Origin of the sequence: Demequina lignilytica, assembly GCF_030418375.1 — a bacterium.
Classification (GTDB): Bacteria; Actinomycetota; Actinomycetes; order Actinomycetales; family Demequinaceae; genus Demequina; species Demequina lignilytica.
This window is the reverse complement of record NZ_JAUHPZ010000003.1, coordinates 124950-138908: the sequence shown is the minus strand read 5'-3', so window position 1 is coordinate 138908 and position 13959 is coordinate 124950. Positions and strand designations below refer to the sequence as shown.

Sequence of the window (13959 nt, the reverse complement as noted above, 5' to 3'; positions counted from 1 at the left end):
CGTCATCCGAGCCGCGGCGTCCGCGGCGGCTCGGTGCGGCGCCGGCCGAGCGCCTCGAAGCCCGCGCCGATCCGCAGCAGGGCCACATCGTCGTAGGCGCGCCCCGCGAAGGTGAGGCCGACCGGCATGCCGATGTCGCGCATCGTCCCCATCGGGACCGTCACCGTCGGCACGCCCAGGTGGCGGATCGCGAGGTTGCCGTTCGCGACCCACACGCCGTTGCGCCAGCCGAGGTCCGCGGAGTCAGGGTTCACGTCCATGTCCGCGGGGCCCACGTCGGCGACGGCGGGGAAGGCGATCGCGTCGAGACCCCGGGAGTCCATCCACTCCTCGAGGTCCAGACGCCGCGTCTCCTCGAGCCCACGCAGCCCGGCCTCCATGGCGGGGAAGCCGTCCAGCGTCGCGGGCAGCCCCGCGCGCGCCAGCGCCGGGTACTCGGCGATGTCGTCCTCGAAGCCGGTGTACCGGTCCGGTAGCGCGCCTGCGGGGTGGGGGAAGATGCGCGTGCCGTCGACCTCGTCGAGACGCGACAGGCCGGGGTCGCCGTTGAGGCGCAGGAAGGTGTCCCACGCCCAGGCCGACAGCCCCCGCACCTCGGTGTGCAGGAACTCCGCCGGCACCAGCCCGCGAGTTGCGATGGTGGGCGCGCCGGGCCGGTCGCCCTCGTAGTTGCTGATCATCGGCAGGTCGACGTCGACCACGGTCGCGCCGGCGGCCTCGAGGTCGGCGCGCGCCGCCTCCCACAGCTCGAGCGAGGACGGGCGAGGGACGATGCGGGTGCCGGTCGGGCCGCCGACGCCGCCCTGGGGGTTGGTCCCGGCCTCGGCATCCGTGCCGAGGTAGAGGCGCGGGGCTCCGATCCGCAGGCCCGCGAGCGACTCGCGCGCGCCGTCGGCCAGGGTGGGGAACGACTCGGGCCGCACCCGCGCGACAACGGGCAGGTCCACCCAGGGCTGGGCGCGCCACAGGTCGCCGTCGACCTCGGGGTCGGGCGCGACGATCGTGTCGAGCACCGCGAGCAGGTCCGCCATGGTGCGCGTCTGCGGCACCACGACGTCCATGGTCGGCACCAGCGGCCAGTTGCCGCGCACGGAGATCACGCCCCGCGACGGCGTGTACGCGCACAGCGCGTTGTTCGAGGCGGGCCCCCGGCCGCTCGACCAGGTCTCCTCGCCCAGGCCGAAGGCGCCGAACGATGCGGCGGTCGCCGTGCCGGACCCGTTCGAGGAGCCCGACGCGAAGGGGGCGGTGAGGAAGTCGGCGCGATACGGGCTCTCGGCTCGGCCGTGGAGGCCGCGCTGCATGCCGCCGTTCGCCATCGGCGGCATCGTGGTGAGCCCGAGGCAGATGGCGCCGGCCGCGCGCAGGCGCGCGATGGTGAACGCATCGTCCTGCGCGATCAGGTCGGCGAACGCGGGGCTGCCGGCGGCGCACGGGAGCCCCCGCACCAGGTACGAGTCCTTGGCCGTGTACGGGATGCCGTCGAGGGGGCCGCGCGCCTCGCCGCGGGCGCGGCGCGCGTCGGACTCGCGCGCCTGGTCGAGCGCGGTCGGGTCCAGCACCGGGACCGCGTTGAGCGCGGTCGGGGTATCGGGGCCGTCGTAGGCCGCGATGCGTGCGAGGTACGCCTCGACCAGTGCGACCGCGGTCGTCTCACCCGCCGAGAGGGAGGCGGCGAGCGAGGCGATCGAGGCCTCGACCACGTCGACGGTCATCGCGCCGGCTCCTGCTGGGTGATGCAGTGGATGCCGCCCCCGCGGGCGAAGATCTCGCGGGCGTCGACCGTCACCACCGTGCGGCCCGGGTACGCCTCGGCGAGCACCTCGCGGGCGGCGGCGTCCGCATCGTCCTCCCCGAAGCCGCAGGCGATCACGCCGCCGTTGACCGCGTAGTGGTTGACGTAGCTCCAGTCGACCGGGCCGTGGCCGTCCCGCAGCGTGCGCGGCGCGGGCAGGTCGATCACCTCCAGCGGACGCCCGGCGGCGTCGACCTCGGTCTTCAGCAGGTCGCGCAGCGCGGCGCTCACCTCGTAGTCGGGGTGCTCCGGGTCGGTCTGGGCATGCAGGAGCACGCGGCCTCCGCCGACCGGCGCGGCGACGATGTCCACGTGGCCGTTGGTGCCCAGGTCGTCGTAGTCGCGGGTGAGGCCGCGCGGCAGCCACACGGCGCGGGTCGCGCCGATCGCCCGCGCCATCTCCGCCTCGACCGCCGCGCGATCCAGCCCGGGGTTGCGGCGGGGGTCGAGCTGCACCGTCTCCGTCAGGAGCACCAGCCCGTCACCGTCGACGTGGATCCCGCCGCCCTCGTTGACCAGCGCGGACGGCACCAGCTCGGCGCCCGCCGCCTCGGCGACCACCCTCCCGAGCCGCGCCGACTTCTCCCACTCCGCCCACGCGGGCGCGCCCCAGCCGTTGAAGACCCAGTCGACGGCGCCGAGGACCCCGGGCCGCGCGTCGTCCAGCACGAACGTGGGCCCCACGTCGCGCATCCAGAACTCGTCGAGCGGTGCCTCGAGCAGGTCGATCGCCCCGCCGAGCATGCGGCGCGCGCGCGACATCTCCGAGGGGTCGACCACCATGGTCACCGGCTCGAGCTCGGCCACGGCGAGCGCGACCGCCGTCCAGGCCGCGTATCCGGCGTCGCGCTCCATCGCGGTCGCGCCGAGCGTCAGCCCCTCGCGGGGGAACGCCATCCACGTCCGCGCGTGCGGCGCGGTCTCGGGGGGCATCGTCCAGGCCATGGCGCTCCGATCGCGGGTCGGTCAATAGTTGATCGCTTGATCAACTAGCGCTCGACGGTACAGAATCGCCTCCATGCCGTCAACGGATCGTCGCCGACTCCCCGCCGCCGAGCGGCGCGCCCAGATCGCCGGGGCGGCGCGTGCCGTGGCCCTGCGCGACGGGCTCGCCGCGGTCACGTTGCGCGGCGTGGCCGCGGAGGCCGCCGTCGCGCCCGCGCTGGTCGCCCACTACAGCCCGAGCATGGAGGCGCTGGTCGCCGAGACCTTCGCCGGCATCGTCGCCGCCGAGCTCGACGAGGTGCGGCACCTCGCGGGTGGGGACGCACCCGACGCGCTGGGCGCGCTGCTCCGGACCCTCCTGGGCGGCGGCCGCGAGGACGTCACCGCCGTGTGGGTCGAGGCGTGGGCGCTCGGTCGGCGCAACGCCGAGCTCGCGGCGGCCGTGCGCGACCAGATGGACGCGTGGCACGTCGCGCTCGTGGAGCTCCTCGCCCGGGGCGCGGCCGACGGCTCCCTGACGGTGGCCGACCCCGATGCGGTCGCCTGGCACGTCCTGGGCATGATCGACGGCCTCAACGCCCAGGCGCTGGTGCGCTGGCGCCAGGACGATGCGCGGGTTGCGCTCGCGGCGCGGGCCGTCGAGGCGATGGTCGGGCTTCCCCGCGGTGCGGTGGCGGCTCCGGAGCGCGCTACTGTCGACGCAGGGGAGACACCGTAGCCCCTCCCCATCGGAGGAGCCATGACCCAGCGTGTCGCCGTCGTCACCGGAGCCAGCAGCGGGATCGGAGCCGCGGCAGCCCGCGCCCTCGCCGCCGACGGCTGGCATGTGGTGGTCGGCGCCCGGCGGCTCGACCGCCTCGAGACGCTCGCGGCGGAGATCGGCGGCACCGCCCTCGCGCTCGACGTGACGGACGATGCGTCGGTGGACGCCTTCGCCGCCGCGGTCGAGCGCTGCGACCTGCTGGTGAACAACGCCGGCGGAGCCGTCGGGACCACGCCGCTGGCCGAGGCCGACCTCGACGAGTGGCGGTGGATGTACGACGTCAACGTGCTCGGCACGGTGCGGGTCACCAAGGCGCTCCTGCCGAAGCTGGTCGCGTCGGGTGACGGGCTGGTCGTCACCATCGGCTCGATCGCCGCCCGCGAGCCCTACAAGGGCGGCGCCGGATACAACGCCGCCAAGCATGCCGAGGCGGCCCTCACCCGCGTGCTCCGCCTCGAGCTGCTCGAGCAGCCGCTGCGCGTGTGCGAGATCGACCCGGGCATGGTCGAGACCGAGTTCTCGCTGGTGCGCTTCGCGGGCGACGCCGAGCGCGCGGCCAAGGTCTACGAGGGCATCACGCCGCTGTCGGCCGAGGACGTCGCCGAGGCGATCCGGTGGGTCGCGAGCCTCCCTACCCACGTGAACATCGACACGATGATGATCATGCCGCGGTCGCAGGCCGGCGCCTCGGTGGTGCACCGGGAGCCCTGACGGCCGCGTCGGCGCCCGTGGGCGGAGAGGTACCCTGGGGGCACATCCGCGCGCAATGCTCACAGTTCGCTGGGAATGCGTCCCGATCGGGAACCTTCGCGGACGTCCGTCGGTTGGTGGGGGGACAAGCCCCGCGGCCGAGCCTTGCCGCGACGACCGCGGGACCACTCCAGGGAGATCCATGAAGAAGAACGTGCTCACGGCCGCCGTGATCGGCGCCGTCGCGCTGATGGGCCTGACGGCCTGCACCTCCGCCGGGGACGCGAGCCCCTCGCCCTCGGCCAGCGCCGCGGTCGACACCTCGGCCGCCGACCTCGCCGCGCTCGAGTCCATCACCTGGACCGACGCCGACGGCGTCCCGGTGCTCGAGTTCGAGGCGCCGCTGTCGGTGGGCGCGTCCGCGCTGCGTCCGATCGCGGACGGCGACGGCGACGCGATCGAGGACGGCATGAACGTGTCGCTCGACTACGTGGTGTACTCAGGCGCCGACGCGGAGGTCATGTACTCGACCTACGACGAGGGCACCCCCGAGGTCGTGTCGATGACCGAGGGCCAGGTCCTGCAGGACCTGTACGACGCCCTGGTCGGCAACGGCGTGGGCACCACCCTCATCTACGCGTACCCCGACACCACGTCCACCGACGGCAGCTCGGTGATCATGGCGGTCACCGCCTCGGACGCGAGCATGCCGCTCGACCGGGCCACCGGCACCACCGTCGAGCCCGCGGACGGGCTTCCGACGGTCACCCTCGCCGAGGACGGCATGCCGTCGATCGACTTCTCCTCCGCCGGCGAGATGCCGACCGAGCTGGTGGTCCAGCCGCTCATCGAGGGCGACGGCGCGACCGTGTCCTCCGAGTCGCAGGTCACCGTCCACTACACCGGCTGGCTGTGGGACGGCGAGCAGTTCGACTCGTCATGGGACCGTGGCGCGCCGTCGACGTTCAGCCTCGCCAGCGTGATCGCGGGCTGGACCCAGGGCCTCGCGGGCCAGACCGTCGGCAGCCAGGTGCTGCTGGTGATCCCGCCGGACCTCGGCTACGGCGACACGGACTCCGGCTCGATCCCGGCCGGGTCGACCCTGGTGTTCGTGGTCGACATCCTCGCGGCGTCCTAGCGCTCGCACCGTCCGACGGCGCCGATCTCCTCGCGGGGTCGGCGCCGTCGGCGTCTCCCGGGCAGGTGCCGGGATGAGAGCATTCCTCCTGTGATCCGCACCGTCCTCGCCGAGCTCGACCTCGACGCCTCCGGCCCCGCCCGCGCCATCCTCGCCGTCACGGTCGCACGCGGCGCCGCCGTCGACGAGGAGCTCGTCGTCGAGCAGGGCGGCCGCGCCCTCGCCGTGACCGAGGTCGAGGATGACCACGGCACCCGCCTCCACGCCGTCGACTTCGAGGAGGGACCGGCGACCGTGCGGTACCGCGCCACGGTGCGCGGAGCGGTGGAGGAGCCCGCCGTCGCGGGAGCCGACCCGGTGCGCTACCTGCGCCCGAGCCGGTACGCCGAGTCCGACGTGATCGCGCCCACCGTGGCCGACCAGTTCGGGGGCCTCGAGGGGCACGCGCTGGTCGAGGCCGTGCGCGCCTGGGTGCACGACCACGTCGCGTACACGCCGGGCTCGAGCCAGCCCACCGACGGCGCGACCGCCACGATCCTGTCCCGCCAGGGGGTGTGCCGCGACTTCGCGCACCTGGTGGTCGCGGCGCTGCGCGCGAGCGACGTGCCCGCGCGGGTGGTCGCCGTCTACGCGCCCGGTCTCGAGCCCATGGACTTCCACGCGGTCGTCGAGGCGCTGGTCGACGGGCGCTGGTGGGTGGTGGACGCGACCGGGCTCGCGCCGCGCGAGACCATGGTGCGCATCGCGACCGGCCGGGACGCCGCCGACACCGCGTTCCTCACCACGATCGGCGACGCGGTCGAGCTGACCGCGATGCGGGTCGACGCCCAGGTGGACGGCGCGCCGCCCGCCGCCGAGGGCCCGCTTCAGCTGTCCTGACCCCGGCCCCGGCCCCGGCTCCCGGAGACCGCGCCCGCCCCCCGTACCGTGGCCGGACATGGGTGCGCGAGCGCTCGACGTTCGTGACGCTCAGGTCCGGCCCGGGGCGCGGCGGGGCTACTCCTCGGTGGTCTCGCCGGCCTCGGCCGGCTCCGCGTCTTCCGCCGTCTCCTCGTCGATGAGCGCGTAGGTGTGGCCCGTGTTCTTGACGATCGCGGTGATGAGGGCGGCGACGGGCAGCGCCATGAACGCGCCCATCGGTCCGGCCAGTGCGCCGCCGGCGAGCGCGCCGCCGAACGCGACGGCCCCGTTGAGCTCCATGGTCTTGGAGGACAGCCGCGGGCTCAGCACGTAGTTCTCGATCTGCTGGTAGACGAGCACCCACACCAGCAGGATGATCGCCTGCGCGAGGCCCTCCACCGCGAGCACCACGAGGATGGGCACGATCGCGCCCAGGTAGGTGCCGATGAACGGGATGAAGGTCGACACGAACCCCATGAAGAGGGCGAGCGGCGCGGCGTAGACCAGGTCGAGCCCGACGGCCGCCATCACGACGAACGCGAGCCCGCCGTTCACCGCCATGATCAGCAGCCGCGAGTAGAAGTACCCGCCCGTCTGCTCGATCGAGGTGAGCGCGATCCACTTGAAGACGCGCTGGCGCTCGGGAGGCATGCGGCGCATCACGGCGCGCATGAGGCCGGGGAAGCCGGCGGCGAAGTAGAAGGCGAAGGCCGCGATCGTGAGCAGGTCGAACGCCATCCCGACGCCCGAGGTGACGAAGCCGAGGACGTCGTCCCCCCACTCGCCCAGCACGCGCGCCACCGCGCTCGTGCCATCGGCCGCGCCACCGGTGTCGAAGGCGGAGGTGCCGAACGTCGAGTTGACCCACGAGTCGAGATGGTCGAACCAGCCGGACGCCTGGGCGGCGACCGCGTTCGCGAAGCGGACGATGCCGGGGATCAGCACCGCGATCATGAGCACCACCGCGACCAGGGCCGCGAGGTAGATGATGCCGACGGCGGCGCCGCGCCGCATGTGGAAGCGACGCACGAGCGCCTCGACGCCCGGGATCATCGCCAGGGCGAAGAACAGGGCGATCGCGAGGACGCCGAGCAGGTGTCCCAGCGCGCTGAAGGAGTAGACCGCGAGGGCTGCGAAGGCGGCCGCGGCGAGAGCCTTGGCGAGCACGCTCCAGACGAACCGGTCGACCCAGGCGGGCCGCTCGGGGCCCGTGGGCCGCGCCGCATCGGTGCGCGCGGCCGCGAGGACGTCGCTCGGCGGGTTGGCGGGAGGGGGCGGCGTCGACATCGGACCGAGGCTCATGCGTCGATGACCGTGGACCGGCCGGAACCGAAGCGGAAGGCTCGCACCAGCCCGACGATGCCCAGCACGATGAGGATGATCGCGACGAACGTGAAGAAGAAGGTCGCGCTCCAGGCCGGTGCGGCGACCACGGCGATGCCGGCGAGGATCGAGATGATGCCCAGCGCGATGGCCCACCCACGGGAGCTCGCCTTGTCGGAGTCGACGAGGGCCATCACGCCGTCGATGATCCATCCGATCCCGACCACGATCGTCATGATCAGCACCAGGATCGCGGTGCCGGCCGCGAGGTTGCGCAGCAGGACGATGCCGCCGAGGATCACCAGCAGGCCGAGCACGATCGACAGCACCCTCATGCCGGCCGAGTAGGCCGAGCCGAAGACGCCGATCGCCGTGCGGACCAGGCCCGTGATCAGCAGGTTGATGCCGATCAGCGCACCGCCGACCATGAGCGTGCGCCCGGGCCAGACCAGCAGCGCGACGCCGATGATGAGCGCCACGGCGCTCGCGAGGCCCAGGCCGATCCGGACGGCGCGGATGAGCTTCTCGGGGACGGAGTCGAGGTCGATGCCGAGGCTGTCGAAGCCTGCGGAGGGCGTGGACATGGTGGTGCTCCCTGGTCGAGGATGTCGATGCGGGGTTGCCCCCGATCCGCACACTACCGCGCGACATGCCTGGTGACACGGGGTGCGCGCCGAGTGTCCCCCCGCGGCTCGCTCGCGCCTCCGATGCGGCTGCTGTGGCCGCGGTCGAAGGCGATTCGCGACGACAGGTGTCCAAGAGGCGCTCGAAACATGCAAGAATAACTTCGTTCACGCAGGTTGCGTGCACGCACGGGGGTGGAATGTGTCGTTGGACGACCTGGACCGACGGATTCTTGACGAGCTCCGCATCGACGGACGCGCGAGCTACGCGGAGATGGGGGAACGGATCGGCCTGTCGCCCTCGGCGGTGAAGCGTCGCGTCGACCGGATGGTGGCCGAGCGCGTGATCCGCGGGTTCGGCGTGCGCATCGACCCGGAGCTCGACGGCGCGGCGACCGAGGCGTACGTCGAGCTGTTCTGCCGCGGCACCGTCGCGCCCGAGGAGCTCCGGCGGCTGCTGGCCGACATCCCCAACGTGGTCGAGGCGTTCACGGTGACCGGGCAGGCCGACGCGATCGTGCGCCTGCGCGCCGCGACCATGCCGGACCTGGAGATCGCTCTCGAGAAGGTGCGGCTGGCGCCGCAGGTCGACAAGACCCGCAGCGCGATCGTGCTCACCCGACTGGTCGAGCACCGCGAGCCCTGAGCAGCGTCCGCGCGGCGTCTCACACCCAGGTCGGCAGCCACATGTGCAGCTGCCAGTAGCGGAACGGCACGGGTGACCCGACCCAGAGCGGGACGAAGAACGCGGCGACCACCAGGATCGCCGCGAGCGTGATGCCCACGATCAGCACGCCGCGGCGCGACCACCCGCCCGCGAGCCGCTCCGGCTGCGCGATCCTGCGCAGCGCCCACACGAGCGTGAGCACCATGAACGGCGCGAAGGCGACCGAGTAGAACGTGAAGATGGTGCGGTACGCGTAGGGCAGCCACGGGACCCAGCCCGCCAGGACTCCCATCGACACGGTGAGCGCGAGCATGTCGCGGTGACGGAGCACGCGCCACAGCGCCCAGACCAGCGCGGCGGTGGCGAGCCACCAGATGAGCGGGTTGCCCAGCGCATGGATCGCGCTCACGCACCGCTCCGCCCCGCAGTCGGCGTCGGGCACGTCCTCGAAGTAGAACGCCGTGGGCCGCCATTGGATCAGCCACAGCCACGGGTTCGACATGTAGTTGTGCTCGGTGGTGAGCCCGGTGTGGAACGTCCACATCTGCTGGTGGTAGTGCAGGAGCGAGTTGAGCGCGTCGGGCAGCCAGGTCGCCCCCTCGCCCGGATGCTCCTCCGCCCAGCGGCGCGCGTACGAGCCGTCCGTGAGGAACCAGTTCGCCCAGCTGGCGACGTAGACCACCAGCGTCGTGACGACCGTCGCGACGGCTGCGGGCACGGCGCGGACGAACGCGCCGGCGAGCCACCGGTCGTAGCCGAGCTCGCGCCGAGCGACCGCGTCCCAGACCACGGACAGCACCAGGAAGGCCGCGGCGAAGTAGAGCCCCGACCACTTGGTGGAGGCGGCGAGCGCGAACGCGACGATCGCCGCGAGGCGCCACCAGCGGATCCCCGTCCGCGGCCCGCCTCCCGGCAGGAAGCCCTCGGGCCCCATGCCGAGCGCCGCGCGGTCGGCCGCCGCCTCCCGTTCGAGCAGGGCGCGCGTCCGGTCGCGGTCGATCACCAGCAGCCCGAAGCCGGCGACCACGAAGAAGGCGAGGAAGCCGTCGAGCAGCGCGGTGCGGGCGAGCACGATCGCCTCGCCGTCGACGGCGATCAGGATGCCCGCGACGGCGCCCCACACGGTCGAGCGGAACAGGCGGCGCGCGATCAGGGCGACCATGACCGCGAGCGCGACGCCGAGCACGGCGCCGACGATGCGCCAGCCGACCGGGGTGACGCCGACCAGCTCGATGCCGAGCGCGATCAGCAGCTTGCCGACCATGGGGTGGACCACGAAGTCACCCTCGGTGGTGAGGCCCGAGTAGTCGCCGTCGACGAAGGCAGAGTCGTCGCCGGTCCAGTCGCCCTCGAAGCCGAGCACCGTGAGCGAGTACGCGCCGCGCGCGTAGAAGACCTCGTCGAACACCAGCGCGTGCGGCTGCGACAGGGAGCCGAGCCGCAGGAGCGCGGCGAGCATGCCCACGCCCGTCGCCATCAGCGCGGCGCGCCAGCGCCACAGGGTCGCGAGAGTCACAGCCGAAGCCTAATGGGCGCCTGCGGGGCTCCGGCCGCGCCGAACCCGTGTGGGAGAGTGGGCGCATGACCGGCCGGATCGTGCTCGCCGCCACCCCCATCGGCAACGTGGACGACTCGTCGCAGCGCCTCAGGGACGCGCTCGCCACCGCGGACGTGATCGCGGCCGAGGACACCCGTCGCCTTCGTGACCTGACCGCGCGCCTCGGCATCCGGACCGTCGGCGAGGTGGTGGCCCACCACGACCACAACGAGGCCGCCTCGGCCGCGGGGCTCGTGGAGAGGGCGGCGGCGGGCGACACCGTGCTCGTCGTGTCCGACGCCGGCATGCCCGCCGTCTCGGACCCGGGCTTCCGCGTGGTCGAGGCGGCTGCCCGCGCCGGCGTCGACGTCACGGTGCTGCCGGGGCCATCCGCGGCCCTCACCGCGCTCGCGCTGTCGGGGCTGCCGACCGACCGGTTCTGCTTCGAGGGGTTCCTCCCGCGCAAGGCGGGTGAGAGGGCCGGCCGGCTCGCGTCGCTCGCGCTCGAGGAGCGGACGATGCTGTTCTTCGAGGCGCCCCACCGCCTCGCGGCGACGCTGGAGGCGATGGCGGGCGCGTTCGGCGCGGACCGGCCTGCGGCCGTGTCGCGCGAGCTCACCAAGACGTACGAGGAGACGCGCCGGGGCACCCTCGCGGAGCTGCACGCCTGGGCCACGGGAGGGGAGCCTCGCGGGGAGATCGTGGTCACGGTGGCCGGCCGGCCGGCCGAGCGGCTCGGGACGCAGGCGCTGGTCGCCGAGGTGCTCGCGCGGGTCGAGGCGGGTGAGCGGGCGAAGGCGGCGGTCGCCGATGTCGCGGCGGCGGCGGGGGTGCCGAGCCGCGAGCTGTACGCGGCGGTGCTCGCCGCGCGGAGCGGCGGGTGAGGGTCTCCCACGCGCCGGTCTACCGGCGTCGGCGCCGCGTGGTGCTCGCCGTGCTCGTCGCGATCGTCGGACTGGGGCTGGGCTACGGCACGGGCGCCCTCGTCTGGCCGCGAGCGGAGGCGGAGGCGGCCGTGACGCCGGCCCCGTCGCCCACGCCGACGGAGACGCCCGAGGCGTCGTCCACCCCCACGCCGAGCGCGACCCCCGCATCGTCGCCGTCCGCCAGCCCGACGCCCTCGCCCTCGCCCTCACCCACGTTCGACATGACCGCGTACTCGCTGACCGACCCGGACTCGCCGTGGGTGATCGTCAACAAGCTCAACCCGATCGACCCGGCCGAGTACGCGCCGGAGGACCTCACCCGGATCGCGGGGATGAGCTCGGCGGCGACGATGCGCGCGGAGGCCGCGGCGGCGATGTCGGCGCTGCACGAGGCGGCGGTGGCGGCGGGGGCCCCGTTCACCGTGTCGACCGCCTACCGCGACCACGCGACCCAGTCCTCCCTCTACTACGGATACGTGAACCGCTCGGGTCAGGCGAGCGCGGACCGGTACTCGGCCCGCCCCGGCTTCTCCGAGCACCAGACGGGACTCGCGGCCGACATCCACAACGGCGTGTGCGACCTCAAGGCGTGCTTCGGCACCACCGCCGCCGGTCGCTACGTCGCCGAGCACGCGTGGGAGCACGGCTTCGTGATCCGCTATCCCGAGGGCAAGCAGGAGGTGACGGGCTACATCTACGAGCCCTGGCACCTGCGCTACGTGGGCGTGGAGCTCGCGACCGTGCTCCACGAGTCGGACGTCACCACCCTCGAGGAGCTGTTCGGCCTGCCGGCCGCTCCCGACTACTCCTGAGCGGCTGCCCGCCCCGTGGGCCCCCTCCGGCGTCACTAGGATGGTCCGCATGTCTCGCATCCTGTCCGCGGTCGCCTGGCCCTACGCCAACGGTCCCCGCCACATCGGTCACGTCGCCGGCTTCGGCGTCCCCTCGGACGTCTTCTCCCGCTACATGCGCATGGCCGGCCACGACGTCCTGATGGTCTCCGGCACCGACGAGCACGGCACGCCGATCCTGGTGCAGGCCGACCAGGAGGGCGTCACCCCGCAGGAGCTCGCGGACCGCTACAACCGCGTGATCGTCGAGGACCTCACCCAGCTGGGCCTCAGCTACGACCTCTTCACCCGGACCACGACCGGCAACCACTACCAGGTGGCGCAGACGCTGTTCAAGGCCGTGCACAGGAACGGCTACATGATCGAGCAGACCACGCGCGGCGCGATCTCGCCCTCGACCGGTCGCACCCTGCCCGACCGCTACATCGAGGGCACCTGCCCGATCTGCGGCTACGACGGCGCGCGCGGGGACCAGTGCGACAACTGCGGCAACCAGCTCGACGCGATCGACCTCAAGAACCCGGTGAGCCGCATCAACGGCGAGACGCCGAGATTCGTCGAGACCGAGCACTTCTTCCTCGACCTGCCGGCCCTGGTGCAGCCGCTCACCGACTGGCTCGGGTCGCGACACGGCTGGCGCCCCAACGTCCTCAACTTCTCGAAGAACCTGCTGGTCGACGTGCGCCCGCGCGCGATGACCCGCGACATCGACTGGGGCATCCCCGTGCCGCTGGCGGGCTGGGAGGAGAACCCGTCGAAGCGACTGTACGTGTGGTTCGACGCCGTCATCGGCTACCTCAGCGCGTCCATCGAGTGGGCGCGCCGCACCGGCGACGCGGACGCGTGGCGCCAGTGGTGGAACGACCCGGCCGCCCTGTCCTACTACTTCATGGGCAAGGACAACATCACCTTCCACTCGCAGATCTGGCCGGGTGAGCTCATCGCCGCCAACGGCCGCGGCGCGCGTGGGGGCGAGCTGAGCCCGTTCGGGGACCTGCAGCTGCCGACCGAGGTGGTCTCGAGCGAGTTCCTCACCATGGAGTCTGCCAAGTTCTCGTCGTCGCGCGGCCACGTCATCTACGTGCGCGACATGCTCTCGCGCTACCAGCCCGACGCCCTGCGCTACTTCATCGCGGTCGCCGGTCCCGAGACCTCGGACGCCGACTTCACCTGGTCCGAGTTCAAGCGCCGCACCAACGACGAACTGGTGGCCGGCTGGGGCAACCTGGTCAACCGCACCGCGTCCCTGCTGCACAAGAACGTCGGATCGATCCCGGAGCTCGGGGAGCTCGCCGACGTCGACCGTGCCGCGCTCGCGTCCTCCGAGGCGGCGTTCGCCACCGTGGGCGATCTGGTCCGTTCGCACCGCCAGCGGGCGGCGATCACGGAGACGATGCGCGTGGTCGGCGAGGCGAACAAGTACCTGGCGGACACGGCTCCCTGGAAGCTGAAGAACGAGGACCCGGAGCGCATGCGGACCGTGCTCGGCGTCGCCGCACAGCTGGTCTCGGACGCGAACACCCTGATGGCGCCCTTCCTGCCGCATTCGTCGCAGCGGGTGCATGAGGCGCTCGGCGGCGAGGGCGTCCTGGCCCCCATGCCCGAGATGACCGACGTCGCGGACCTCGACCTCGAGGGCCGCAAGTACCCGATCATCACCGGCGACTACACCGCGGTGAAGGGCACCTGGGCCCGGCGCCCGCTGGTCGCCGGTACGCCGGTGCCCGCCCCGTCGCCCTTGTTCACCAAGCTCGACGACGAGATCGTCGCCGCCGAGCTCGAACGGATGGCGGACGAGTAG

At 73.0% G+C, this 13959-nt stretch carries 13 protein-coding genes; 8 read left to right on the top strand and 5 right to left on the bottom strand.

Annotated elements, in window-relative coordinates; all coding sequences use genetic code 11:
• Positions 1-2: 2 nt before the first annotated feature.
• Together QQX13_RS06760 and QQX13_RS06755 are read right to left on the bottom strand one after the other, a co-directional pair.
• Complete coding sequence (locus QQX13_RS06760) at positions 3-1715, bottom strand: amidase (RefSeq protein WP_301152912.1); 1713 nt, start codon at positions 1713-1715, stop codon at positions 3-5.
• Positions 1712-2740 (bottom strand): agmatine deiminase family protein, encoded by a 1029-nt coding sequence (locus QQX13_RS06755; protein WP_301152911.1) that lies wholly within the window; start codon positions 2738-2740, stop codon positions 1712-1714. Before QQX13_RS06755 ends, QQX13_RS06760 begins: the two co-directional genes overlap by 4 nt.
• 73 nt (positions 2741-2813) lie before the next feature.
• Here QQX13_RS06755 and QQX13_RS06750 point away from each other — a divergent pair, with 73 nt between their 5' ends.
• From QQX13_RS06750 to QQX13_RS06735, 4 genes are all read left to right on the top strand, one after another.
• Positions 2814-3458 (top strand): TetR/AcrR family transcriptional regulator, encoded by a 645-nt coding sequence (locus tag QQX13_RS06750; RefSeq protein WP_301152909.1) that lies wholly within the window; start codon positions 2814-2816, stop codon positions 3456-3458.
• Between the two features lie 21 nt (positions 3459-3479).
• Positions 3480-4214: an SDR family NAD(P)-dependent oxidoreductase gene (locus tag QQX13_RS06745; RefSeq protein WP_301152907.1), complete on the top strand. Its 735-nt coding sequence runs from the start codon at positions 3480-3482 to the stop codon at positions 4212-4214.
• 181 nt (positions 4215-4395) lie between these two features.
• Entirely contained in the window at positions 4396-5331 is a 936-nt protein-coding gene (locus QQX13_RS06740; protein WP_301152906.1) for an FKBP-type peptidyl-prolyl cis-trans isomerase, read from the top strand.
• A gap of 90 nt (positions 5332-5421) precedes the next feature.
• On the top strand, positions 5422-6210 hold the full coding sequence (locus QQX13_RS06735; RefSeq protein WP_301152905.1) for a transglutaminase-like domain-containing protein: 789 nt from the start codon (positions 5422-5424) through the stop codon (positions 6208-6210).
• Positions 6211-6327: 117 nt separating this feature from the next.
• Here QQX13_RS06735 and QQX13_RS06730 read toward each other — a convergent pair whose 3' ends face one another.
• Together QQX13_RS06730 and QQX13_RS06725 are read right to left on the bottom strand one after the other, a co-directional pair.
• A complete protein-coding gene (locus QQX13_RS06730; RefSeq protein ID WP_301118799.1) occupies positions 6328-7518 on the bottom strand; it encodes an AI-2E family transporter in 1191 nt (396 codons plus the stop codon).
• 11 nt (positions 7519-7529) lie between these two features.
• Positions 7530-8138 (bottom strand): HdeD family acid-resistance protein, encoded by a 609-nt coding sequence (locus QQX13_RS06725; protein ID WP_301118800.1) that lies wholly within the window; start codon positions 8136-8138, stop codon positions 7530-7532.
• A gap of 247 nt (positions 8139-8385) precedes the next feature.
• Here QQX13_RS06725 and QQX13_RS06720 point away from each other — a divergent pair, with 247 nt between their 5' ends.
• Positions 8386-8823 carry an Lrp/AsnC family transcriptional regulator gene (locus tag QQX13_RS06720; protein WP_301118801.1) on the top strand — a complete coding sequence of 146 codons (438 nt, stop codon included), beginning with the start codon at positions 8386-8388 and terminating at the stop codon, positions 8821-8823.
• A 19-nt stretch (positions 8824-8842) separates the two neighbouring features.
• Here the strand turns inward: QQX13_RS06720 and QQX13_RS06715 are convergent, their stop codons facing one another.
• Positions 8843-10360 carry a dolichyl-phosphate-mannose--protein mannosyltransferase gene (locus tag QQX13_RS06715; protein ID WP_301152904.1) on the bottom strand — a complete coding sequence of 506 codons (1518 nt, stop codon included), beginning with the start codon at positions 10358-10360 and terminating at the stop codon, positions 8843-8845.
• Between the two features lie 65 nt (positions 10361-10425).
• Here QQX13_RS06715 and rsmI point away from each other — a divergent pair, with 65 nt between their 5' ends.
• From rsmI to metG, 3 genes are read left to right on the top strand one after another with little or no spacing between them, the layout of a single operon-like run.
• Positions 10426-11265, top strand: coding sequence for a 16S rRNA (cytidine(1402)-2'-O)-methyltransferase (rsmI, locus tag QQX13_RS06710; protein WP_301152903.1), 840 nt, complete (start codon positions 10426-10428; stop codon positions 11263-11265).
• Entirely contained in the window at positions 11262-12119 is an 858-nt protein-coding gene (locus QQX13_RS06705; RefSeq protein WP_301152902.1) for a M15 family metallopeptidase, read from the top strand. The genes rsmI and QQX13_RS06705 overlap by 4 nt, the downstream gene beginning before the upstream one ends.
• Positions 12120-12168: 49 nt before the next feature.
• The gene (gene metG, locus QQX13_RS06700) at positions 12169-13959 is read left to right on the top strand and encodes a methionine--tRNA ligase (RefSeq protein ID WP_301152901.1); all 1791 of its coding nucleotides are present in this window, start codon (positions 12169-12171) and stop codon (positions 13957-13959) included.